The sequence below is a fragment of the Spirosoma terrae genome (assembly GCF_010435915.1).
GTDB lineage: Bacteria > Bacteroidota > Bacteroidia > Cytophagales > Spirosomataceae > Spirosoma > Spirosoma terrae.
On record NZ_JAAFZH010000009.1, the window covers coordinates 69396 to 93485 of the forward strand.

General features: G+C 44.9%; 17 protein-coding genes. 6 read left to right on the top strand and 11 right to left on the bottom strand.

Translation table 11 applies throughout. From position 1 onward, the window contains the following. Positions 1 to 8 precede the first annotated feature (8 nt). From GK108_RS19000 to GK108_RS19020, 5 genes are read right to left on the bottom strand one after another with little or no spacing between them, the layout of a single operon-like run. A complete protein-coding gene (locus tag GK108_RS19000; RefSeq protein ID WP_163951999.1) occupies positions 9 to 2504 on the bottom strand; it encodes an outer membrane beta-barrel family protein in 2496 nt (831 codons plus the stop codon). Between the two features lie 15 nt (positions 2505 to 2519). Beyond that, positions 2520 to 3014 carry a hypothetical protein gene (locus GK108_RS19005; protein WP_163952000.1) on the bottom strand — a complete coding sequence of 165 codons (495 nt, stop codon included), beginning with the start codon at positions 3012 to 3014 and terminating at the stop codon, positions 2520 to 2522. After that, positions 3011 to 5386, bottom strand: a complete 2376-nt coding sequence (locus tag GK108_RS19010) for a peptidase domain-containing ABC transporter (RefSeq protein ID WP_163952002.1) — start codon at positions 5384 to 5386, stop codon at positions 3011 to 3013. The genes GK108_RS19005 and GK108_RS19010 overlap by 4 nt, the downstream gene beginning before the upstream one ends. 8 nt (positions 5387 to 5394) lie before the next feature. Continuing rightward, entirely contained in the window at positions 5395 to 7002 is a 1608-nt protein-coding gene (locus GK108_RS19015; RefSeq protein ID WP_163952004.1) for a vitamin K epoxide reductase family protein, read from the bottom strand. Positions 7003 to 7016: 14 nt separating this feature from the next. After that, positions 7017 to 8306, bottom strand: coding sequence for a WG repeat-containing protein (locus GK108_RS19020; RefSeq protein ID WP_163952006.1), 1290 nt, complete (start codon positions 8304 to 8306; stop codon positions 7017 to 7019). Positions 8307 to 8746: 440 nt separating this feature from the next. Between GK108_RS19020 and GK108_RS19025 the strand changes: the two genes are divergently transcribed. Next, positions 8747 to 9097 carry a helix-turn-helix domain-containing protein gene (locus GK108_RS19025; RefSeq protein WP_163952007.1) on the top strand — a complete coding sequence of 117 codons (351 nt, stop codon included), beginning with the start codon at positions 8747 to 8749 and terminating at the stop codon, positions 9095 to 9097. Here the strand turns inward: GK108_RS19025 and GK108_RS19030 are convergent. Next, positions 9094 to 10056 (bottom strand): GNAT family N-acetyltransferase, encoded by a 963-nt coding sequence (locus GK108_RS19030; protein ID WP_163952008.1) that lies wholly within the window; start codon positions 10054 to 10056, stop codon positions 9094 to 9096. The two genes, GK108_RS19025 and GK108_RS19030, sit on opposite strands and share 4 nt — an antisense overlap. Positions 10057 to 10088: 32 nt before the next feature. Beyond that, the gene (gene dnaA / locus GK108_RS19035; RefSeq protein WP_163952292.1) at positions 10089 to 11498 is read right to left on the bottom strand and encodes a chromosomal replication initiator protein DnaA; all 1410 of its coding nucleotides are present in this window, start codon (positions 11496 to 11498) and stop codon (positions 10089 to 10091) included. Positions 11499 to 11813: 315 nt separating this feature from the next. Here dnaA and GK108_RS19040 point away from each other — a divergent pair, with 315 nt between their 5' ends. The 4 genes from GK108_RS19040 (at position 11814) to GK108_RS19055 (ending at position 18376) form a co-directional block, all read left to right on the top strand. Continuing rightward, positions 11814 to 13211 carry a methylmalonyl-CoA mutase family protein gene (locus GK108_RS19040; RefSeq protein ID WP_163952009.1) on the top strand — a complete coding sequence of 466 codons (1398 nt, stop codon included), beginning with the start codon at positions 11814 to 11816 and terminating at the stop codon, positions 13209 to 13211. 19 nt (positions 13212 to 13230) lie between these two features. Further along, positions 13231 to 15381 carry a methylmalonyl-CoA mutase gene (gene scpA, locus GK108_RS19045; protein WP_163952010.1) on the top strand — a complete coding sequence of 717 codons (2151 nt, stop codon included), beginning with the start codon at positions 13231 to 13233 and terminating at the stop codon, positions 15379 to 15381. 88 nt (positions 15382 to 15469) lie between these two features. Continuing rightward, the gene (locus GK108_RS19050; RefSeq protein ID WP_163952011.1) at positions 15470 to 17692 is read left to right on the top strand and encodes a S41 family peptidase; all 2223 of its coding nucleotides are present in this window, start codon (positions 15470 to 15472) and stop codon (positions 17690 to 17692) included. A gap of 57 nt (positions 17693 to 17749) precedes the next feature. After that, positions 17750 to 18376, top strand: a complete 627-nt coding sequence (locus GK108_RS19055; protein WP_163952012.1) for an NADPH-dependent F420 reductase — start codon at positions 17750 to 17752, stop codon at positions 18374 to 18376. A 67-nt stretch (positions 18377 to 18443) separates the two neighbouring features. Here GK108_RS19055 and GK108_RS19060 read toward each other — a convergent pair whose 3' ends face one another. Then, positions 18444 to 20471 carry a tetratricopeptide repeat protein gene (locus GK108_RS19060; RefSeq protein ID WP_163952013.1) on the bottom strand — a complete coding sequence of 676 codons (2028 nt, stop codon included), beginning with the start codon at positions 20469 to 20471 and terminating at the stop codon, positions 18444 to 18446. Positions 20472 to 20583: 112 nt separating this feature from the next. Here GK108_RS19060 and GK108_RS19065 point away from each other — a divergent pair, with 112 nt between their 5' ends. Further along, on the top strand, positions 20584 to 21471 hold the full coding sequence (locus GK108_RS19065; RefSeq protein ID WP_163952014.1) for a DNA/RNA non-specific endonuclease: 888 nt from the start codon (positions 20584 to 20586) through the stop codon (positions 21469 to 21471). Between the two features lie 30 nt (positions 21472 to 21501). Here the strand turns inward: GK108_RS19065 and GK108_RS19070 are convergent, their stop codons facing one another. The 3 genes from GK108_RS19070 to GK108_RS19080 all read right to left on the bottom strand — a co-directional run bounded on the left by GK108_RS19070 (position 21502) and on the right by GK108_RS19080 (position 24090). Then, on the bottom strand, positions 21502 to 22569 hold the full coding sequence (locus GK108_RS19070) for a fatty acid desaturase family protein (protein ID WP_163952015.1): 1068 nt from the start codon (positions 22567 to 22569) through the stop codon (positions 21502 to 21504). Positions 22570 to 22771: 202 nt separating this feature from the next. Then, positions 22772 to 23668, bottom strand: a complete 897-nt coding sequence (gene gnd / locus GK108_RS19075; protein ID WP_163952016.1) for a phosphogluconate dehydrogenase (NAD(+)-dependent, decarboxylating) — start codon at positions 23666 to 23668, stop codon at positions 22772 to 22774. A gap of 65 nt (positions 23669 to 23733) precedes the next feature. After that, the gene (locus GK108_RS19080) at positions 23734 to 24090 is read right to left on the bottom strand and encodes a VanZ family protein (protein ID WP_163952017.1); all 357 of its coding nucleotides are present in this window, start codon (positions 24088 to 24090) and stop codon (positions 23734 to 23736) included.

Consider the following 24090-nt stretch of genomic DNA (forward strand, 5'->3'; position numbering starts at 1 on the left):
AATGAATCTCAATCGAGTTTTCTGGTTTTTCCATCATCATTACTGATCTTTTTGTTCTCCCATTCATTATCGTTCTCCTTACCAAAACGGTAACTGAATGTCAGCCCTATGCTCCGGTTCACAAGCAAAATGGAGGTGTTGACAGAATCAAAATCGGGTGCCTTGTTATGGTTCCGAATAAGCAGTGAGGGCGTAAAAAAATTGTTAAGATTAAGCCCTATAGCTGCCTTTTTATCGGCCATAAATTCTTTTCTTACAGCAAAACCATAAAAATACCATCCACCTGTTTGGCTTTGCAATAAAATCTGCCCTGAAGTGTAATAGCTATCGAATTGAATAGCTACGTTATTCGGCCATTTATATGTAGCACTTAAATTCGAATTTGCCATCCAACCACTACTACGTTGATAAGGACTGGTTAAATTAGCGTAAGAAATCGTTGTATTGGCATATAGATTAAGGCTTTTAACAGGGCTGAGCGAGACACTCATATTTAAACCATAGGTACTGTTATTTCCTATATTTTGTGGAGTAGTAACACCCACCCCCAACTGGTCAATAACCGTTACTGATTGAATATCATTGTTAGTTTGTCGCCTAAACAAGGCTGACGAAAACGACAACCCACTTTCAGAAAAAGTGCTATATCCTAATTCTATACTGTGAGTTTGCTCTGGGAGCAAATAGGGATTTCCAGATTGTACATTTTTTGAATCGGCATAATTGCGATAAGGATTCAAATACGAAATCAATGGTCTGGCTAGTCTTTGTGAATAGCTTATCTTCAACGTATGTTTACCGTTGATTGTCTTTGATAGGTTTATGTTAGGGATCAGGTTACTATATTGATTATTGATTTTCGTATTTGACGTTATAAAGTCCCCTTGAATAGTTGTATATTCAAAGCGTAACCCTATTGTTGCCTGCCAGTGTTGTTTCGATTCTGTCCGTAAAGAAGCATACCCTGACACAATGGATTGATTATACGAAAAAACGTCTGATTGTGTAGGCTCAGGCAGGTAATCAGCTTCTAAGCCAGTAGACGAAGTCTTAATCTGGTAGTTACTACCAGTATTACGTCGGATTACTTTAGCCCCGGTTTCCAGTTTACAATTGAGCGTATCGTGGCGCATTGTCAATCGGAAAGGATTGACAAAATCGGTCTGAAAGGTATACTCATCACTATAGCTCCGATTCGTACTTCGTTCTAAATAAGTCGGCCTATCCGCTAGCCAATTAGTCTGAATCAGGTTATAATTATTATTATCTGGTGTTTGGCTGTATTGAGTTAAAATTGATAGCTCGGGAAATTCATCATTTTCTGAGCCAACCCAAGTCTTTTTGAGGATTTTAGTCCATCCTAAATCTAATTGTACATTACCTGCTTTGTTCTGCGAATTGATAGATCGCCGGAAAGATTGTAAAACTGAATCAGAAGCACTCGACAATTGAGTCGATAATATACTGTTGTTAGGAATTTGGCTTCCAAAAAAACTTGCGGATGCATTAAGATGATTAGTAGAGTCGGGGTTATACTCTAAATTAAATTCGCTGTAACCACCAAAGGTCGTATTATCTTTCGTGCTGGTTTGTTTCAGGATGGAAACCGGCAACAGTACATTATTTTGGTCATCAAGCTCTGTTCGGTCAATCCTGTTTTCGTAACGATTGCGATTTGTATACCCATTTGCAGAAAGAGAAATAGCTGCTTTTTCTCTTCTCACACTAACATCTCCACCTAGTCTACTGCTCACATTCCCTGCTGTAGTATTTAGGTTTCCAGAAACGCCAAGCGGTGCTTTCTTCATAATAATATTGATAACGCCCGCTGAACCTTCAGCATCATACTTTGCTCCAGGGCTTGTCATTACCTCTACGGCTTTAATCATGCTGGCAGGTATTTGCTTTAATGCATTGACCCGATTATTAGCCATAGCGCTCGATGGTTTACCGTTTACTAGTACCAGAATACTACTACTACCCCTCAGTTGTAAATCGCCAGTCTGATCAATGCTAACCATTGGCACTTTCCGCATAACATCGATTGCTGATCCTCCTGCGTTAGTAATATCCTGTGCGGCATTGTAAACCAGGTGATCACCTTTGTCTTCAACTATTGGCTTTTTACCTATAACGTTAACTTCAGTAAGTGTACTTGTTATGGGCAATAGCTTAATTAAGGCTAGTGTCAATTTTTGCTTATCAGCCATTAATGAAATTGAGCGAGTTTTGGTCTGATAACCTACCGATGATATTACTAACTGATAGGTTCCAAATGATACGTTATCAAGGACGAATACGCCTTTTTGATCAGTATTCGTTCCGGCTTGAAGCTGTCCGTTTGGCAATTGAATAACTATCGTAGCAAAGGGAATCGGCTTACCGGATACAGAATCTGCTAAACGACCATCTATTTGTCCATTTATGGATTGGGCACTTGTAACTAATGTAATTATAGCCAATAGAGAAAAGAAGCCAAATCGAGCGAGGTAGAACTTATTCATACACAACAATTCTGATTAATAATTCACCAAACCCGATAGTAGTTGAGAAAACAATGTTTCATTCCTGACTACTACATGGGCCATGCCAGTTAAGTATGGACGAAAAGGCAATTGCTCGATAAGCTGAACAAGGCGTTGACCTTTTCCTATAGCGATGGTAGCCTGACACTCATTTGGTCTCAGACCAGGTCTTAGTTCTCTAATAGTCCCTGTCCATTGGCCATATTCCTCAACAGGAAAGGCATTAAGCTGGATGTTAACCCTTTGGCCTATACGTAGCTTACTAATGTAACGAATACTAAAGGTGGCCTCACCTTCCAGCGCCCTCGCACGGTCACTAGCTTTCGCAGAGACAAACTTTACGACAATTGATCCTTTACAAACTTCTGGATATCTGATAAACCTAGTGCCTACCAATAAAAAAAGGCAAATTCCCAGTAGAGCAAGTGTCCCCCAGCGAACTAATCCCTTAGGAGGACGAGACAGAATATCATCTAATTCTTCGTTCATGAACCAAGTTCTAGTTGATTTTTGACGAGCCCGAAATAGGCTCCCCGCCTTGCCGTTAACTCTTCATGCGTCCCTACTTCTGTAATTATGCCCTTCTCTAGTACAACAATTTGATCCGCATGACGCACAGTACTAAGACGGTGGGCAACTACTACAACTGTCCTGCCTTGAAAAAAAGCCTGTAAGTTTTCCAAAATCACTCGCTCGTTCTTCGCATCTAAGGCATTAGTTGCTTCGTCAAAAAATAGGTAATCAGGATTTTTATAAACAGCACGAGCAATCAAAATGCGTTGCTTCTGCCCTTGGCTAATTCCATTTCCTGTAGCACCAATTTTTGTATTTAACCCTAGTGGTAACTGATCGATTAAATCAGTGATATTGGCCGTTTCAATAGCTTGCCAAAGCCGTTCAGAATCAGGAATCTCATCAGCAACAGCAATATTGCGAGCTATGGTATCTGAAAATATATATCCATCCTGCATTACAGCTCCACAACGGTTTCTCCATAGTTGATGCTCAACCGAGGCTAAACGAAGATTACCAATATGAATCCCTCCCTGGGTTGGCTCATAAAAACGCAATAATAGTTTTAGCAGCGTAGTCTTGCCACTACCACTCATTCCCACGATAGCCGTTACCTTGCCTGATGGAATATATAAATTGATACCCCTAAGTATAGACTCAGTACCTGATCCCGGATATTTAAATGATAGATTTTGAAGAGACAGCCCACTTAATGCCTTTTTGGGCAGCACCTCTACTCTATTTTCTATAGAACGTTCTGAGCTCTCATCAGGCAGTTGATGAATTTCATTCAAACGTTCCATACTCAGCTGCGCATGTTGTGCTACAGGCAAAAACTGAATAAGCTGATCTATGGGCGCATTAAGTTGTCCTATGATGTATTGCACAGCCATCATAGCTCCCAGAGTCATTTCCCCATCCAGAACTGTTTTGGCAGCAATAAACGTAATCAATATATTTTTCCCTTCATTCAATAGTACAGCTCCAGCTTGTTGAAACTGTGTGAGTGATAGACTCCGGATTTGTAATTTTAATAATCGGGCCTGCAAGCGCTCCCACTCCCAACGATGAGTTTGTTCACTATTATGAAGTTTAATCTCCTGCATTCCATCAAGAATTTGGACCAAACTACTTTGGTTACTTGCTGATAGATTAAAGAGTTTGAAATCGAGTTTACGTTGCTGTTTCAAAAACAAACCGACCCAAAGGCCATATAGTAAACTACCCACCATAAAAAGCCCTAAAAGCAACCAACTGTAGCTTGCCAATACAATGCTAAATACGGCTAGGTTAACCAGTGAGAATATAATTTGTAAAGCTTGCCCTGTTAAAAAAGCTTCGATACGTTGATGATCATTAACACGCTGCAGCAGATCGCCGAAGTTTTTTGTATCAAAAAACGACATTGGCAATCGCATCAGTTTAACCAGAAAATCGGTCAGAATGGCAATATTAACCCGGCTACTAATGTGAAGTAAAATCCATGATCGTAAAAACTCAATGGCTGTTCGGCCCAGCATTAGTGATAGCTGCGCTGCTAGAACGACATAAATAAAACGTAAGTTCTGTCCATTTATACCAACATCAACTATCGACTGAGTTAAAAATGGTAACACTAATTGTAAGCCGCTACCTACTAATAGACCAATTCCTAATTGAACTATTAAATGACGATAAGGGCGCAGATACCCTACTAAGCGTCCTAACCCTATTGATGACTCAGTATCTTCCTCCGATTCATAAAAAGCAGGGGTGGGCTCTATAAACAAAGCAATTCCGGCAGCACGCTCATGAATAACGGTACTCCCCCAGCTTCGGCAAAAATCCTCACCCGATAATACCCCTAAGCCTTTTCCAGGATCAGCAATATATAGTTTATCTTTATGACGGCCAGAAGTATTAACAACAGAAGAATAGACTGTTTCTGGATTATCAGGAATAAAAAAGCCATTGTCGCTCTCTGGCTCTGATTCAAAACTAACTGCTGAATTACTTAGCGTATGAGTTTCTAAGTTGGACGGAAACCTTTTTTTTCGTCTGAACAACGAACCACTTTTTTGAATCGCATACACCACCACAAAATGTTCCTGATTCCAGTGCACAATGCAAGGCAAAGGTGCTTCATTAATAAAGGAATCATAGCTGACTTTCATGGCTACCGTCCGGAAGCCAATCCGCTCAGCAGCTTCGCTAATGCCTAACATAGATATACCCTCCCTTGTAATTCCACTTTGGGTACGTAAACGCTGTAGACTTAGGCTTTTCCCATAAAAACGGGAAATCATACGCAAACATGTGGGACCACAATCCATCGAGTCCAACTGAGCATAAAAGGGAAATTTCTTCACAAAAACAGTCAGTTAGTCAGTTCTTCATGCATAGCTCCGATATGGTAAGCCAGATTACGTAGTGTATAAAAATCAGGCAATTTTTTACCATTCAGATAAATAGTTGGCGTATGATCTATGCCTGTAAAAGCACACCAACTAGTATGATTAGCCAATAGATACTGACCTGCCTGTTTATCAAATGGAGGTATAGTTTGTTGCCATTCTGTTAAATTGAGCGACGAGAACCAGGCTTTTAAAGCATAATTACGTGACTCTTTAGGTAATCCAAGAATTGAAACAGCTACCTCATTACGGTCATCCGAAAGATCAGCATGTCGTGTGTATAAAATACAGGCTATACCAACACTATCTGGATATTGACTCTGGAGGTCTTCTAAAAATTGATGCGTAGTCCGACATGGAGCACAATGAGGGTCTGTAACAAGGGTAAACTGAATAGGTGCATTAGCATCTCCTATAACTAAATCTCCATCAATTTTTTGAAAATGAACAGCGGGTTGGTCATTCAGCAAAGCGCCAAAAATCGTTGTATCTCGCCGAAGTTTACCTAACTGATTTCGCAATGGTTTTACTTCTGCAGATGTAGTCAACAATGTCCGAATAAGAAGCCAAATCCCAATACACAAACCAGCTAACCACATCACTGCCATTCCCACTGATGTAGTAATCATGAGCCATTCAGCTACCGGCTGTAAATAAGGTAGTAGTAGGAAAAAATTAACCCATAATACCGCCTGTACCCCCAAACACAACGGGCACCATTGACGAACAACTCGATATTGGTATACTACCGAGAAAACGGTATATGGTAAGCTCAGCAAACTAACTAAGGCAAAAAGGGATAGAAAACGAGTAGGATTATGTTCACTACCATATAAGAAAGCCAGCGATGTTATACCCGTTGCAAAATAAACTAATCCCGCATCAGCCACTTTTAGCCAGCCAAACAACGTAGCTGCAGGAGAATTAAGGACACTATTACAATCTGTATTTCTTCCGGCACGACATAAACGAGCAATAACCGCATTGGCCTGTATACTACTCATTGCCAGCATAACACAAAGTATTAACCCAGCCAGAAAACTAATAAGCAATAAACTCTGTCGAAAATCAGGAGTAATTGCTAGAAGAGTTCCTATCAAACCAACTCCCAACCCGATCAACCCATTCTGAAAATAGATCTGTTTTCGTTCTTCTTTTACATGATCATCATAACCCACTTCACCCGATCGATCCGTACGTTCTGCCAAGAGAGCTACCCCCGCCCATGAAGCTCTAAACTCCTCGGATGAGGTCACTACGATTCTTCGATCCGGATATTGCTGAGTAACATACGTATCGGAGATAGTTGTAATTAGCGTTGGTTCTGGTTGATCACCTGTTGAAAAGACCAGTATGGGGGCATCAAGACTTAAAAGCTGATCAGCCGACAACTTAATAGCCGCCGTTTCAATACGACGCTCTCGTAAAACACCCAACACGGCATGAAGACTGGGGAAATCGGGATGAGTCTCCAGATCATACCGTAATGAAGATTTAGTGAAAGGGACCTTAAGTTGGGTCAATAATAACTCAACCGCTCCAATTATCTGGTCGTTGTAAGAAAGTTGCATAAGAAATAATGGACTTAAACGCCTATACGTCGATAACCGACAAAAAGGACAAGCAACAAAAACAGTAGTACAATACTGAGGTTCCAGCCTGTACCCAGTTTGTAATCAACCCATTTTCCTGCCTTATTAAGAATGATCTTCAAGCCAAATCGCTCAGCGCTTGCGCGGCCATGTCGAAACGAAGTTGCTTTGTCATATACGGCTGGAATAATCAATTGACCAGCCTGATTCACATAGCCAAACCGACCATCCTGCTCCACAAGAGACAGTTTTTCAGAGAAAGGGTGAACTGACTCATAAGCTAGGGGTGTCACAATACGACCATCGGCCCGAATATGTCCCATTCGCCCATCTCGACCGGCTATACTAATGCTGTCAGCATCAAAATAACTGACTACATTATACACAAATGGAAGTAGAACGATATTGTGCTGATTGATACATCCCCATTTACCCGACTTACGGACCCAGGTAAACGGAAAGGTTGAAGCAACGGTGGCCTCGTACTGAAATGGAATTATTTGCTGGCCATTTCGATCATCAATAAACCCGAATCTTCCATTTTGCTCAACCCGGCGCAGATGCTGCCAACGATACTGATTGTCAGCATCAAAATCGTTTAATATAGGTTTTATAACTTCCTGCCCTGTAGTATCCAGAAAGCCAAACAATCCCTTCTTCATTACCATTCTAATTTTACCTTCCCGATAAGGCTCTATCGAATCGTAGTATTTAGGGATCATCAGTTCGAACTTCCTATTGACGTAGTTACCAAGAACATGAAATGGATTTTGTTGTCCTTTTGCATTATACGGCGTTTCCCGTCCAGATTTTGTATAATCAATCCCTGGTATAGAGTGCGCAAGTATATAAGCTAGCCCGCCTTCAAAGCTATAACTACCTGATAAATTACAAAAGAAAGGGACTCTGCCCGACTCTAAAAGAAATCCTTCTCCCGAACGGGTAACAATAGGAATACAGCCTTCTTTAAACTGAAAACCATCCAGAAAACTAATTTTTCTCTGCAAAATATTGCCCAACCTATCGAGTATTATATATTCTCTATAACGCTCTGTTATACCTTTTCCTAAAGCGAGGAGATTTTTATTTAGTACAACTACAGTATCATACTCTTCAAGTTTTATTTCTCTCTGTAAATTGAATCCTTTAAGTAGGAATTTGCGAAGAGAATCCTCTTCTGTAATCCCTTTGTCAATTTGTCTTATCTGCCCAAAACTAGCATTACAAGCTATATGAAAAAGTATTAGTATAACAAAGAATGCAGCTCGAAATAGATTGTTCATCAGAGTAATAATTATTTTACCATCTAACTCTTTGACTATTAGATGGTAAAACAAATTACAATTGTATTGTAATCAGCTAATAACTCTATTTTTCGGTAGTGCACCCCTCACGGCCACCGCAACTCTTCGCGTTGCCACAAGGCCCCGAGCAGGTGCCAGATCCTGCGCCAGGGCACCAGCATTTTGATCCCCCCGTAATTCGTTTTTGCTGATCTCTCGTTAAGACTTCTGCGCCTGATTGTACTAGTGACTTTAATAAATTTTTCATTTTAGTAATCGAATTGCCTATCCATTACATTTTGTCATGTAACTTTATGCAACGCAAAAATACACTTCTAAATATTCGAAAACGATCAATATATTAATAATATTTGCCATATTATTAATATTAGTACGCTAAAGATCAAATTCTTATCCATTTTCAATAAACAGTATATTGAATGAGTATCGGACGTGTTATACGTAAGAAACGTATACAAAATTTATGGAGCCAGAGATTATTAGCTGATCTTGTTGACGTTTCCCAATCTACTATCAGTAATTGGGAGTCAGAGGCTAGTTTTCCAGATGCAGAAGCGATAAAGAAGCTAGCTGAAATCTTTGCTATTCCGCTATATAAACTATTAAACGTCTCAGAAGAACCTCATACGCCTACAGAATCTAGTCTTTCAACTCAGCACATAGCCTACGAGGAACTGATTTCAACTCAGCGAGAGTTAATTCAAAATTTGAAGACTCAGATTACTATTTTACGGGAAGAAAATGAACGCTTAAAGAGTCAACTACACTAGCCCCGTATCCATCTGGAATACCATAATAGCCTCTTCTCCACCTGGCTCAGTCTATTCCACCGAATCGACCAAAAAGGCTCTTCTACCGCGCCAAAGCTTTGGTAAAACCGAACGATAGACGGTTTGACAGGGCTTTCAAAATCGAACGTAACAGGCTTTCCCGAATATTCCCGGATCACCTGATCAATCAGCAAAGTCCGGGCATTTTTTTTACGGCCAATTTCCGAAGCCGCATTGAAGAGATAGATTATGCGATTGCCCTCACGCGTAAAGAATGCTCCGGCCTCGATGTTTCCATCCAAAACGGCGTAGCGTAAAAAGCCTAGTCCGCGCTTCAGTAATTCATTCGCTACTGTTGCGAACACCTCATAACTCCAGTCCGCAATGCCCCCTTTTATCGAATCGGCATGATGATTCCGAAATAAATAAACCAACGGGTCGAGATCAATCGCATTTGTTACAACCCAATTGGTAGTGGCGGCATGACGAAGATTTGTTTTTCGGTCGCTGGAATATCGGCTAACTAACGCTTCGTATCCAACGGACAAATCAAGTACGTGGGTAGCGAATTTTTCAATCTGCGTCTCATGATCTGCCCGTATTAACTGACGCTGATGTAACCGCGAGCCATACCGAAACTGCTGCTGTATACGTAACAGAAAAGGAGTAGGATCGATAGCTTCCGCACTGAAAACAGCCAGAAGCTGGCAAAAAAAAGGTTGGTGAACGACCCAGCCGAACGTAATACCAACCAGCCGTTTTTGACGTAACGGAACGGGCATAACTGCCCGATATCCCCCCTGCTCATCCAATAGCACTAAGCCAACCCATTTCCAGCCCGGAGCTGATAAAACAGCGTCGAGATACCAGGTATACCCATACACAATTCCGTTTGGCGCTGATGCTACACACGCATCCCAGGCAGAATCATTAATATCGGTTCTGGCAATAAAATCCATGAATCTGGTACGTAGCACTAAGCGAGAAGCTCTTATTTGAACTGTGCTTTCAGTTTTTCTATTGAAGCACGCGTTTCGGCGTTTTTACTGACCAGATCGCTGATCGTTTGTATGGCATGAATGACGGTACTATGATCCCGGCCGCCGAAATGATAACCGATTGATTTGAGCGACAAATCAGTCTTTTCTTTTGCCAGATACATAGCCACCTGACGTGGATAAACCAGCTCGCGTTTGCGACTTTTCGCCTTCAGATCAGCAATAGTCACATTGAAAAAATCGGCAACTGTTTCCTGAACTGAGTCAATCGTAACCTCACGTTCAGAATCAACCACAATATTACGTAGCGTCTGCTTCGCCAGTTCCAGATCGATGTCGCGTCGATTCAGCGAGGCCTGCGCAATGAGCGACACGATTACGCCTTCCAGCTCCCGAACATTCGTATTGACACTATGAGCCAGATACTCAATAACGGTGTTATCGATGTAGATACCTTCGGCCTGAAGTTTTTTCTGAATAATAGCAATACGGGTTTCCAGATCAGGCGTCTGCAAATCGGCCGAAAGCCCCCATTTAAAACGCGACAGCAGCCGATCCTCCAACCCATCCAGCGCACGCGGAGCCCGGTCGGAAGTCATAATAATCTGCTTGCCAGACTGATGCAGGTGATTGAAGATGTGGAAGAAAATCTCCTGCGTTTTTTCCTTTTTTTGCAGAAACTGCACATCGTCGATGACCAGTACGTCTACCTGCATATAGAACGCCGTAAAATCACGGATGCTATCGGTCCGAATAGCGTTTAGAAACTGGTTTGTAAACTTCTCCGACGTAACGTACAGAACAAACTTATTCTGGCTCTTATTCTTGATGTAATTACCAATAGCCTGCACCAGATGGGTTTTACCCAACCCCACCCCGCCGTGAATCATCAACGGATTGAACGACGTAACGCCCGGCCGCTCAGCCACGGCATAACCCGCCTGCCGCGCCAACCGATTGCAATCGCCCTCTACGTAGTTATCGAAGGTATACGTCGGGTTCAGATAGGAGTCGAGCGATAACGAATCAAGATCTTTCAGTTGAAATGGACTCTTCAGAATATCTGGATTGACGTTATCGGGTTTCGCCGTCTGGGGCGTTTTGGTTGTCGGTACGTTAACCGTCAGCGGACGATTTTGCTCGTTGCCTTTATCGACAATGATGGAATATTCCAGCTGCCCATCGCGGCCAATGGCCGTATCGAGCGCTTTACGCAATGCATGAACAAAATTTTCTTCCAGCCATTCGTAGAAAAACTCGCTGGGCACCTGGATGGTCAGTACGTGGCCGTTCAGGCGAAGGGGTACGATAGGCTCGAACCACGTATTAAAACTTTGTTCGGGTACAATCTCCCGGATAACATTCAGACAGCGATTCCACACCGTCATTACTTCACGCTGCATGGTTGGCTGAGTAGTTACATTCACGGGAGTACATCTTGCGTTACGTTGGTGTCGTCAAAAAAGGGAGACAAAAGTAGGGAATTATCTGACCCGACCTACGCTAACCAGCCACGTTTTTTATCATTTTTTTTGCAGCTATGGTCGTTTCAGGCCGATTCATTAATCTAAAATTAATTGATTCAGGCGGAACGTCAAGACCATTAACCAATCCCTTTGAATAATCCAACGGTGGTTGTAGCCAGACACTTGAAAAGGCCATTTTGCCTCCGAAAAGAGAAATACTACCTTTACCTACACATCGTTCCCAATTTGCAGATGGAGCCTACTTTCTCTAATATGTTTCCGGGTGCTGATAAGTCGGCCTGGTTAGCACAGGTTCAGAAAGAACAAAAAAACAATCGTGCCGACGTATCAGCACCGGAAGATTCAGTGCTGGACGGTCTCCGATGGCATACTACTGAAGGCTTCGTCGTTGATCCTTACTATACAGCCAGTGACCTCGACAACCTTCCGCTGGATACGATTCAGGCAGCTCAAAAACAGAGTCCCGGCTGGCTAAACGCTCCAGCCTTTACTACGTCGTCGGCTACTAAGACGGATAATGAGCTGATGCGTACTAGTTTACACAAAGGTGCTGATGCGCTGATCATAACGCTGGCGAGTCAGGTAGACTGGTTTTCAGAAACCGGGCCCTTGTCTCGGCTGCTGCATGGAATTAAACTCAGCGAAACGCCCCTTTTTTTCCGTACCAGCCAGCCGCAGCAACTGGCAGACATGCTAGGTCGTATTGTTCCCTATTCGCTAAAAGGTGGCATTCAGACGCCCTTACCAGCGAATTCGTCAACCCTGACGGATTATTATCAATCAATAGCGAATCTAACCCGATCAACTCTCGACGCTACGTCCTTCAGAACTATCAGTATAGGCAGTGAATCATTCCATAATGCTGGCGCCAACGCTGTTCAGGAACTGGCTTTTACGCTGAGCCTCCTGGCCGATCAGTACGATTTTATGACAAATTCGGGTTTGTTGATCGAACAGATTGTACCGAAAACTATGATTTCGGTTGCGACAGGTACAAGTTATTTCATGGAAATTGCCAAGCTCCGGGCTTTGCGGGTTCTGCTCAATCGCTTTCTGTCGGCCTATAACGTAGCCGATCTAGCCACAAATTCGTTTACCATCCATTGCCAAACGTCGGTGTTTTACGACTCGATGTCCACGCCATACACGAATCTGTTACGTTCCACTACCGAAGCGATGGCAGCTGTGATTGGTGGTTGCGATTTGCTAACCGTACATCCGTATACTAGCATTGTAGGACAACCGCAGGAGCAAGAAAATCGACTGGCTCGCAACGTATCGATCTTACTGAACGATGAAAGTTTCCTTGGCAAGGTCGCTGATCCATCGGCAGGTTCTTATTACATCGAAAACCTCACGCATCAATTGATTGAATCGGCCTGGACTATGTTTCTGGACGTAGAGCAGCAAGGCGGTTTTAGTCAGGCCTCTTCCACGGGTTTCATTGCGGGAGAACTGCAACGGTCGTATCAGAAAAAAGTCGATGCGATACGTAGTGGAAACGTACTGGTAGGCGTAACGAAGTTCCGGTTCGATGAACCAACACCCGATAACGTCAATCCAGACGTAGCCAGCTTATCCGACGAGTCTTTCTTACCGCTACGTCGTCTGGCCAGCGAATTCGAGTAACCTCAAACCCACCATCCCGATGCGTCCAGATTTCAGCACTATACCGAACCAGCAGTCCGCTCCAGCCACTACGTCTACGACCGTTTCTGGCTCTTTCACCACTGCCGAAGGAATCAGGCTTAAACCCCGATTTTCGGTAGCCGATATAGACGACACACAATCAATTACGTCGTTTCAGGCCGGAATTCCGCCATTTCTGCGGGGGCCGTATGCCAGTATGTATGTTCGGCAACCCTGGACTATTCGGCAGTATGCAGGCTTCTCAACAGCCGAAGAATCCAACGCATTTTACCGACGCAATCTGGCGGCAGGACAGAAAGGCTTATCGGTAGCGTTCGACTTGGCCACCCACCGGGGTTATGATTCCGATCATCCTCGGGTAGTTGGCGATGTTGGAAAAGCGGGCGTAGCCATCGACTCCGTGGAGGATATGAAGATTCTGTTCGATCAGATTCCGCTCGACCAGATGTCGGTATCGATGACTATGAACGGGGCTGTCCTACCGATTATGGCGTTTTTTATCGTAGCTGCCGAAGAGCAGGGCGTTTCTCCCGAAAAACTTTCCGGAACCATTCAGAACGACATTCTGAAGGAGTTTATGGTCCGTAATACGTACATCTATCCGCCCGAACCATCCATGCGTATTGTTGGCGATATTTTCGCCTACACGGCCCAGCATATGCCCAGGTTCAACTCCATCAGTATCAGCGGCTACCACATGCACGAAGCGGGAGCACCCGCTCATCTTGAGTTAGCCTACACCTTGGCCGATGGGTTGGAATATATCCGAACGGGTATCAAAGCGGGTATGAGCGTCGATGATTTTGCTCCGCGATTATCGTTCTTCTGGGGCATTGGGATGAATCATTTCATGGAGATCGCCAAACTACGTGCCGGTCGATTGCTATGGGCGAAAATCGTAAAGCAATTTGATCCCAAAAATTCAAAGTCGATGGCCCTGCGAACGCATTGTCAGACGTCGGGCTATAGCCTGACGGAGCAGGACCCATTCAATAACGTAGCGCGTACAACGATTGAAGCCCTGGCTGCCGTACTGGGCGGCACGCAGAGTCTGCATACAAACTCCCTCGATGAAGCGATTGCCTTGCCTACTGATTTTTCGGCACGTATTGCCCGTAATACCCAACTCTATCTACAACACGAAACCGACATTACCCGCGCTATTGATCCCTGGGGCGGATCCTACTACGTTGAATTTTTGACGCAAGAACTGGTCAATAAAGCATGGGCTTTAATCGAAGAAGTTGACCAGCTTGGCGGTATGACCCGCGCTATTGATACTGGCTTACCTAAACTTCGAATTGAAGAAGCTGCAGCTCGAAAACAAGCTCGAATCGATGCCGGGAAGGACATTATTGTTGGCGTCAATAAATACCAGCCTGACTCAGCAACGGACATTGAACTCCTGGACATTGACAATAAGGCCGTCCGCGAGGCCCAACTCCGACGGCTTAATGACGTAAAAGCCAATCGAGATCAAGAAAAGGTAGCGGCTACGTTACGGGTATTGACCGAAGCAGCTATGAACCCCACAATGGGGTCTAACCTCCTCGCTCTGGCGGTAGAGGCTGCCCGCCAACGCGCCACGCTTGGTGAAATTTCTGACGCTATGGAAAAAGCATTTGGACGACACAAAGCCACCATCCGCGCCGTTTCAGGCATCTACTCGGCGGAGGTATCGGATGACGAAAACTTCCGCATTGCCCGTACGATGAGCGACCAGTTTGCTGAATTGGATGGCCGTCGTCCTCGGATTCTGGTTGCTAAAATGGGCCAGGATGGCCACGACAGGGGTGCCAAAGTGATTGCCACAAGTTTTGCAGACCTGGGGTTCGACGTAGATATGGGGCCTCTGTTCCAGACGCCCGCCGAAGTGGCCCGGCAAGCTGCTGAAAATGACGTACACATCATTGGCGTATCGAGTCTGGCAGCTGGTCATAAAACGCTGGTACCGCAGCTAATCGACGAACTCAAAAAAATCGGTCGCGACGACATTATGGTTATTGCTGGCGGGGTCATTCCCGCCCAGGATTATCAGTACCTCTACGATGCCGGTGTTAAAGGCATTTTTGGGCCAGGTACGGTTATATCTGTCGCGGCTCAGAAAATTCTGGCGGAGTTGATAGGACCAGCGTCGGAGAGCGAGTAAATCACGCGTTCGTTAAAATATGCTAATTGCTTCATAGCAATAGCGGTTGAGAGTAACTTAGCCAGGACTATTCCAAAACACCTTATTAATGGCTAAGTTACTCCTACTTGCATGCCTTTTCCCTGCTTTTTTATATGGGCAAGCACCTAATTTTAACCTCGAACAACGTAGCGTCGATGGTACTCCCGCTGGCTGGAATCGTTTCGGCAACAACTACCTTTTCTCGCTTGACTCCACAACCCGTCATGGTGGCCAGTACTCGCTACGTATTGCCTACACCAACGAGAAAGGGTTTAGCGCAGCCGATTGGGTGATACCTGCTACGTTCAGCGGTAAAAACATGACGTTGAAAGCGTTCATCAAAACGCAGGATATCGACTCTGATGCCTACGCGGGGCTTTGGATGCGTATTGAAGATAAGGCAGGCAATGTCATTGGCTTCGATAATATGCAAAGTCGGGGTATTAAAGGCACGACAGACTGGAAAGAGTATTCCATCTCATTACCCATCACCGAAAAAGCGACCACCATTCATATTGGAGGTCTGCTCGTTGGAAAAGGCACGGCCTGGTTCGATGATTTTAGCCTGCTCGTTGACGATAAGCCATTCGAGAAGGCAAAGACTAAGGCAGTAAAACTGGCCAAAGCCGATATCGATACGACCTTTAACAAGGGATCGGGTATTGAACTCAGAAAGCTAACACCCCAACAAATTGATAACCTGACACTGCTGGGAAAAGTCTGGGGGTTCGTAAAATATTATCACCCAGCGGTTGCCGAGGGGAATCATAATATGGATGCCGAACTATTTCGGATCATGCCTGCGGTTCTGAACGCTACGTCGATAGAGACGCGTAGCAGCACCTTGCAGAACTGGCTCACTACGTTCGGGCCAGTTAAGGGTGAAGGTGATAACCAGAAAGAGATTGACAAGGGTGTGCACAAACCAGATTTAGGCTGGATAAGCGACTCGAAGCAAATAACAAAAGCCCTGCAACATCAACTCACTGTCATTCGGCAGGCCAAACGTTCCAATAAGTCGTACTATATCAGTATGGAACCGCAGGTTGGTAATCCGGTTTTCGATCACGAAAACCCGTATCGCTACATGAAAACGCCCGACGGTGGTTATCGGTTACTGAGTCTCTACCGCTTCTGGAATATCATTCAGTATTTTTTCCCCTATAAACATTTGATCGGCGAAGACTGGCAGACGGTATTACCTGAGTTTGTGCCGAAATTTGCAGCGGCCAATGACTCATTAACGTATCGGCTGGCCGCGCTCGAACTCATTGGCCGTATTCATGATACGCACGCTAATTTGTGGGGCGATCCTATCGTCAGGGCTAATCTTAAGGGAAATCATTACGCCCCGGCCCAGCTTAGGCACATCGAAAACCAGTTTATTGTTTCGGGCTTCTATAACGACTCGCTAGGCAAAGAATCAGGGTTAGTCCGGGGCGACGTTATTAAAGCTATCGATAACGTACCTGTTGAAACGCTGGTCAAACAACGATCCCTCTATTATCCAGCATCGAATGAACCCACCCGGCTCCGCGATATGTGTCGAGAACTATTGATGGGCCACACCAATACCGTCAGACTGGATATTGACCGTGCTGGTAAACCCCTAGTCATCAACCTGAAACGCTACCAGGCCGGACAGGTTAAATTCAATGAACAAATCGATTATAGCAGTTATCCTAAAGACAGTTGTTATCAACTCCTCCATCCCGATGTTGGCTACCTGTTTCTTGGGAATATAAAGGCCAATAAGCTTCCGCAGATTATGGAATTATTCAAGGCAACCAAAGGATTAGTGATCGATTTACGCTGCTACCCTTCCGAATTTGTCGTTTTTTCATTAGGAAGATACTTAACCGAGCCAACGCCTTTCGCTAAATTTACCATTGGTCAAACGGAAACACCAGGTCTGTTTACGTGGGGGCCTGAGTTGAAAGTAGGTCAGCGTAATGTAACGAACGCGTATCGGGGAAAAGTCGTCATTCTGGTTAATGAACTAACACAGAGCAGTGCGGAATACCATACGATGGCCTTTAGAAAAGCGCCTGGTGCCATTGTTCTGGGCAGTACGACGGCAGCCGCCGATGGCAATATATCGCCATTTAGCCTACCCGGTGGGTTACGAACCATGATTAGCGGGATTGGCGTCTATTACCCCGATGATCGCGAAACGCAACGTATCGGCGTTGGTGTCGATCTGGAAAAGCGCCCAACCCGTAAAGGAGTTCAGGAAGGCCGAGACGAATTACTTGAACAAGCAGTAATCCTTATTCGGGAAAGTAAATAATCTGCACACTTCCCCTACTTTTCATGTTACATAGCTGTAAGCTAACTCCCTACAGGTATGAAAATTGGAATTATTGGAGCCGGAAACATTGGATACACCATGGCCGCCCTATTTACCAAAGCAGGTCACGAAATAGCCATCAGTAATTCGCGTGGTCCAGACTCTCTTAACGACATCATTGATGAATTAGGCCCCAGCGCGCACGCAGACACGGTCGATAATGCGGCCGCATTCGGCGAAGTGATCCTGCTGGCTGTTCCCTGGCGATCGCCGGAAGCACTGCCTCATCCCGATTTAGTAGCTAACAAGGTTGTCATCGACGCCATGAACCCTTATTCAGCCGATTCGCAGATTATCGATTTGGGTCTGTCTACTTCGAGTGAGGAAACGGCCCGTCGTTTACCCGACGCACGTATTGTTAAAGCCTTCAATACGATCTGGTTTAAAACGCTGGCTCAGGAAAGCGACCCATATAAAGAGGACGAAACAAAGCTTGCTATTTTTATTGCCGGCGATGAACCCGGTGCCAAACAAACAGTTTCTGATTTGATTCGCGATATTGGCTTTGCACCGATTGACGCCGGTACGTTGCGCGAAGGCGGACGTAAATTGCAGCCGGGTACTTCGTTGTACGGTAAACCCTTTACACAAACCGAAGCACAGGAAGCGCTACAACAAGCATAAAAGCAGTACTTACCAACCAAAAAGACCGCCTTTAGGACGGTCTTTTTGGTTAAAGATGGATTATGACTTAATACTTATTCAGAATAGAATCGGGCAAGAACTTAACGTCTATGCCAGTCGCTTTCATGAGGTTAGCCCGGTTGTTAGGGCCATCCACATAAGCCGGGTTCACCACCATCGACCGATTATAGTAGTACGAAGCTAACTCTAACTTTTGCCGGTTATTCTGTGTGAATCCTTCCGTCTGATAAATTACCCCCAGGTTGTTATAAGCCGGCGCATACGCATTAGCAGCCCGGATTGTCTGTTTGTAATAATACTTGGCCGAATCGACGTTAGGCGTGATTTTCTGGAACACATACGCCATTGAGAAATACGCTTCGCCAAAGTTTGGATAAATCCGGGTCGATTGCTGAAGGTGATCCAGTGCCCAACGTCCGTGTTTGTTGGCATGGGCAATGTTGGTGTCAATCAGTGTCTGTGCTTTTTTGATTTGCTCAGGCGATGGTTTAGGTTTAATAGCATTCGTAGCGTTGGCGATTGAGTCAGCCTTGTTACGGTCTTTCAACCCTTTTTCAATCCATTCATTCGCTACGTGACGCTGAACCTGGCAACTGTTGGGCGCATAAGGCAGGCCCGAATTAAAGAGCACGAAGTTATTCTCCCAGTCGCGGTTACGTTCTACTGTCTTGAATGAATATAAGCCCGTAACTACGGCCATCAGTGCAAATAATGGTACGTAGCGTGCCAGAGCAGGTTTCGCAACCGGCTCTTCACTCGTCGTTTCGGGTTTCTTGATCAGGAACTTCTCTAAAGCCCAGATCAGGATAAACGCAAAGCCCATAACAGCGGCATACGCAAACCGCTCAGCAAAAATGCCGCCCCGGAACCAGATAAAGCCAAGCCCTGGCGCCATCGTTACGAAGAACCAGAACAGACCAAAGCCCCATAATGTCCGCTTCAGGAAACCTTTCCAGGCCAGCCATACCATACCAACAAAGGCAAAAAAGCCACCCCATGTCAATAAATCACCTTTGCCACCCGATGGAATTACGTTGTACGAATAATCGTATACCAGCGGATGCGGATAAATCAGTAATCGGATATAATAGAGCAGGAATTTGAACGTAGTGGATTTCTGCGTTTTTTCGATCGCATACGGGTAGTTAGCCCAATCGACGGGTGGTGTACCACTCAACGTACCGATCATTTTCTGCTTCTGGTAGAAAAACAGCGCAGCCACAATCAGGAACGGCCACAAACTGATCAGCGACTGCCATACATTCCGACGAGCGAACCAATATTGCATGGCGGGAATCAGCCCTAAACTCACAATAGACGATTCTTTGGAGAGAAAAGCCAGATATAACGATACGCAGGCTCCAACGATCCATCCCCAATGCTTTGTTTCCAGATATCGCCAGTAAGAAAGCAGCATCAGCGAAATAAACAGAAAGCTTAGAATCTCATCGCGACCTTTGATATTGGCAACAATCTCGGTATGAATTGGGTGCGCAATAAAGACCAGCCCAATCAGAAAAGCCGTAATTACCTGACCTGGCAGCCATTTCTGCAATAAGGCACCGATTGCTAAGCCGGTCAACGCATAAAGCCCGGCATTGATCATGTGGCTGATATTCGGATTATCCTTAAAATACTCCTGCTCAATAGCGAACGTAATGAGCGACAGAGGACGATAATAGCCGAGCGAGATATTGCTAAAATGCCAGAATTCGGTACGCATCAAGTCGGGAATACCGGCCAGCCCTTTTTTCACAAATAGGTTCTGGCTAACAGCCGCAATGTCGTCAAGTGCGTACTGATGGCCGAATGTATTTACGTACAATACGAAACCGAGCACTGCCAATACGGCAAGCGGCCACCATACTACTGGTCTTGATTCGATAGGTAAATCAGATTCAAGGCCTGAATCGGAAGTTTTCGGAGATACGGGTCGAGCCGGTGGTCGCACTGTAGCCTCGGTTGTCCGATTCACAACAGGCCGACTGGAGGAAGGAGGCAGAGTTGGTTTAGGAGCAACCGGACGACTTGGCCGATCCTGACCTGTCCCTGTGGGTTGTTTTTTTTTAGCCATAACAGCAGATAACTCGTCTTTTCGAATTTATGGGCGAAATTGTTGTTACTTAGCTAAGCATACAGGCTAACTAGAGTCCTGTCACTTTTCTTAATGGTAAAGTTCAGCAAGAATGTCAGCAAAATCAATTCAAGTACATTATCAGATTAAAAGTATTATTGTTGGACTCAGCCTTCTCACCCTGTTGAATGGCTGTTTACGCTCAACAACGCCCAGCTCAACAAACCGTGGATCAACTGAACCCACCCGCGACGAGAACCTCGCTCTTGGCAACCCCAGCGGAGCCTCTACCAGTAATCCAGACAACTACCTGCTCACTAAATCGGCTTATGTCTTATCTTATAACCGAGGTAAAGGTATTGCAAACTGGGTTAGCTGGCATTTGAGCGCGGCCTGGAAAGGCGACAGCCGCCGTACGAACGACTTCCGACCCGATGCCTCGCTGCCAGCTGGTTGGTACGCTGCTAAAACATCCGATTACACCAATACAGGTTTCGACCGAGGCCACCTTTGCCCATCCGATGATCGCGATGGATCGCCCGAAGACAATGCGGCAACATTTCTCCTAACCAACATCGTGCCACAAGCACCGCGACATAACCGGGAAGTCTGGAAAAATTTAGAAGATTATGAACGTCAGTTCATTACAACCGGCAATGAAGTGTATGTTATTGCTGGCACCTACGGAGCGGGCGGCACCGGTCAGAATGGTTATGCCACAAAACTTGCTAATGGCAACCTAACAGTACCGGCTTCCTTATGGAAAATCATTGTGGTACTACCAACCGGCTCAACAAACGACGTCGACCGTATATCGACCGATACTCGTATTATCGCGGTTAATATTCCAAATAACCAGACAGCTGCCGACAAACCCTGGAGTGCCTACGTAACAAGCGTAGATGCCCTGGAAACTTTGACCGGCTACGACTTTCTGTCAAACGTACCAACATCGATACAACGTATCATTGAAGCCCGAATTGATGGCGGAAACCTATAAAAAAAAGCGGACTACGTAGTCCGCTTTTTTTTAAGCTGCCACTGCTTCCACAGAAACCGCAACTGGAATTCGCTGTGTCCGCCGACGTAGTACCGCTATTGCTTCTGCGTCATCGGCAAATGCTCCATCCAGGTTCACCATATGACTGGCCAGCACGTCGTAGCGTCTGCGCATCAGCAAAAAGAATATTTGCAGAAAGTCTAAACCATCAAAAACAACAGCCTGATTCTGAGCATACTTATCAAGTGTTTTTTGAAAAAAAATGGGGTGTTCAGTCCAATGTAAACCCGGACGAACGTGATGGCTGATGTGATAGCCGTCATTCCAGCATTTTTTGTTGTACTTCACATTAATACAGGTAATACTATTTTTATACGCATTCCCCGGATCATCAAAGTCAACAAAGGCATGCTGAGTCCAGTTACCCATCATGGCAATCAGTCGATAAATCACCAGCGGGAGTAAAAAGACCAGAACCGTTGCCTGCCAGTTTACAAAACATAGTATCGTACAAACAATACCAAATACAATTTCACCGGTCATCGCCCGTTTTGCCAGCTTACCCCGTTTTTTCCGGCGCAGATAGCCTAACAGGTTGTGAACCCCCAACACAAAAAAACGGCCGAAATAGCTTAGAAAGCTTTTATAGCAATCCCGTTGAAATTCCATCGTGCTGCTATCGTCATCTTCCAGATTGTTCTCGGGATGATGCATGCCTATATGATGACTATAGTACGTTTCAGGAGTATGTCCGAAAAAAGGAGCCAGCACCCAGGGTAAGTAATTATTGAGCAAAGGATACTCAGGCTTGAAAAAAGGGCGATGGCTCGTGCAGTGCAGCATCAGCCCAAATGGACCTTTGAAAACGAAGTTACTGATGTAAAAATGAATGGCTGCTACTGTCCACCACACCCATCCCGTTACGAACGGCATAAATAGCAGAGCTGCTAATGGAAGCAACGTAACACTGATACGGATGGTTAGGTAAATAAATGGTAAGTCTCGCTCGTCTTTAATGTACTGCAGAAAAAACTGGTCAAGTCGACTGTACGTACGTTCCGTAAAAACAGGGTCATGAATGGTGCCAAGCACTTTCATACAAGAAACAGCATTTAAAAGGTTAAGTACAAAAAAAACAGTTTCGATTGTCGTATATACGACAATCGAAACTGTCCGAACTTCATTGATAACGTAAAAATAGAGTTAAAATTGAATGCAACAATAGAACAATTATTATCTTTTTGTGCATTTACCGAAAAAGTCGAAATTTAATTTCGATACAATTAGCCAAATCGACTCGTTATTTTTTCTCAACGGCATGGCCGCCAAACTCATTCCGAAGAGCCGCCACTACTTTTCCCGTGAACGTATCATCCTGTAACGAACGATAGCGCGTCAGCAACGAAAGGGCAATTACGGGCGTAGGAACGCCTAAGTCCAGCGCTGCTTCGAGCGTCCATTTTCCTTCTCCCGACGAGAACATTTTTCCTTTGATGCCGTCGAGTTTAGGATCTTTACTGAAGGCATCGCGCGTAAGGTCCATCAACCAGCTCCGAATAACGGAACCGTGGCCCCACATATTAGCGACGGCCTCAAAATCGTACGGAAACTGACTTTTTTCCAGTACTTCAAAGCCTTCGGCAATGGCCTGCATCATACCATATTCGATACCGTTATGCACCATTTTGCAGAAATGACCGCTACCGGCAGGACCCGTATACAGATAACCTTCCTCTACCGAAATTTGTCTGAATACCTCGTGGAGTGGTTCTATTACATCTGGGTCTCCACCAACCATCGTACAAGCTCCGTTCAAAGCCCCACTAATACCGCCACTGGTGCCGCAATCCAGAAAACCGATACCTTTCTCTTTCAAAAAAGCATGTCGACGTAGCGAATCTTTGTAATGCGAATTTCCACCATCAATAACCACATCGCCTGGCTGCATAAACGCCAGAAGATCATCAATAACTTTGTCGATCAGTGCTCCTGCCGGTATCATCAGCCATAAAACACGCTTTTCCGGCAGCGCATTATATAAGTCCTGCAGGGTCGTAGCGCCCTGAGCACCTTCTGCTTTTACTGCGTCTACTAACGCTTCGTTGATGTCATAACCAACAACCGTGTGGCCGTGGCGAACCAGATTACTGACAAGGTTAAACCCCATCTTTCCTAAGCCAATAAATCCAATGTGCATACCGATCAATGTTTGAATAGTTAAATTGGCGATTTTTTTCTAAACGCCCACTTACCTGATTGAACTTAAAAACGAGGGTTTGGATATAATCGTGACCAAATTCGGGAAAGAACGAATCCGAGAACAGCTCCTATACTGTCAGCTACCAGATCTTCCCAGTCTCCGCTTCGGTTTATAGGAAGGCTATATTGTAATACTTCAATGAGCCCTCCGAATAAAATGCCTACGATAACAACAATACCGGGGCTGTAGCCAGCTTCGATCCAAAGTAACGTAAAAAGAGCGAATATGGCCAGATGCTGCAACTTATCGCTCCAGTCAAGCAACGTATCGGGCAGTCGGTCGTGCGGTGTCAGGCAACCTATTAATATAACAATTGTCCAGCCGATAGCCAGCCAGCGGCATAGTTTCGAATAACTCAT

What these genes read in the sequence shown, in the direction of transcription:
- GK108_RS19080 (WP_163952017.1), bottom strand. Translation starts at nt 24,090, where the DNA reads ATGAGTTATTCGAAACTATGCCGCTGGCTGGCTATCGGCTGGACAATT.
- GK108_RS19050 (WP_163952011.1), top strand. Translation starts at nt 15,470, where the DNA reads ATGGCTAAGTTACTCCTACTTGCATGCCTTTTCCCTGCTTTTTTATAT.
- GK108_RS19030 (WP_163952008.1), bottom strand. Translation starts at nt 10,056, where the DNA reads ATGGATTTTATTGCCAGAACCGATATTAATGATTCTGCCTGGGATGCG.
- GK108_RS19040 (WP_163952009.1), top strand. Translation starts at nt 11,814, where the DNA reads ATGGAGCCTACTTTCTCTAATATGTTTCCGGGTGCTGATAAGTCGGCC.
- GK108_RS19055 (WP_163952012.1), top strand. Translation starts at nt 17,750, where the DNA reads ATGAAAATTGGAATTATTGGAGCCGGAAACATTGGATACACCATGGCC.
- GK108_RS19000 (WP_163951999.1), bottom strand. Translation starts at nt 2,504, where the DNA reads ATGAATAAGTTCTACCTCGCTCGATTTGGCTTCTTTTCTCTATTGGCT.
- gnd (WP_163952016.1), bottom strand. Translation starts at nt 23,668, where the DNA reads ATGCACATTGGATTTATTGGCTTAGGAAAGATGGGGTTTAACCTTGTC.
- GK108_RS19005 (WP_163952000.1), bottom strand. Translation starts at nt 3,014, where the DNA reads ATGAACGAAGAATTAGATGATATTCTGTCTCGTCCTCCTAAGGGATTA.
- scpA (WP_163952010.1), top strand. Translation starts at nt 13,231, where the DNA reads ATGCGTCCAGATTTCAGCACTATACCGAACCAGCAGTCCGCTCCAGCC.
- GK108_RS19015 (WP_163952004.1), bottom strand. Translation starts at nt 7,002, where the DNA reads ATGCAACTTTCTTACAACGACCAGATAATTGGAGCGGTTGAGTTATTA.
- GK108_RS19065 (WP_163952014.1), top strand. Translation starts at nt 20,584, where the DNA reads ATGTCAGCAAAATCAATTCAAGTACATTATCAGATTAAAAGTATTATT.
- GK108_RS19070 (WP_163952015.1), bottom strand. Translation starts at nt 22,569, where the DNA reads ATGAAAGTGCTTGGCACCATTCATGACCCTGTTTTTACGGAACGTACG.
- GK108_RS19020 (WP_163952006.1), bottom strand. Translation starts at nt 8,306, where the DNA reads ATGAACAATCTATTTCGAGCTGCATTCTTTGTTATACTAATACTTTTT.
- GK108_RS19025 (WP_163952007.1), top strand. Translation starts at nt 8,747, where the DNA reads ATGAGTATCGGACGTGTTATACGTAAGAAACGTATACAAAATTTATGG.
- GK108_RS19060 (WP_163952013.1), bottom strand. Translation starts at nt 20,471, where the DNA reads ATGGCTAAAAAAAAACAACCCACAGGGACAGGTCAGGATCGGCCAAGT.
- dnaA (WP_163952292.1), bottom strand. Translation starts at nt 11,498, where the DNA reads ATGCAGCGTGAAGTAATGACGGTGTGGAATCGCTGTCTGAATGTTATC.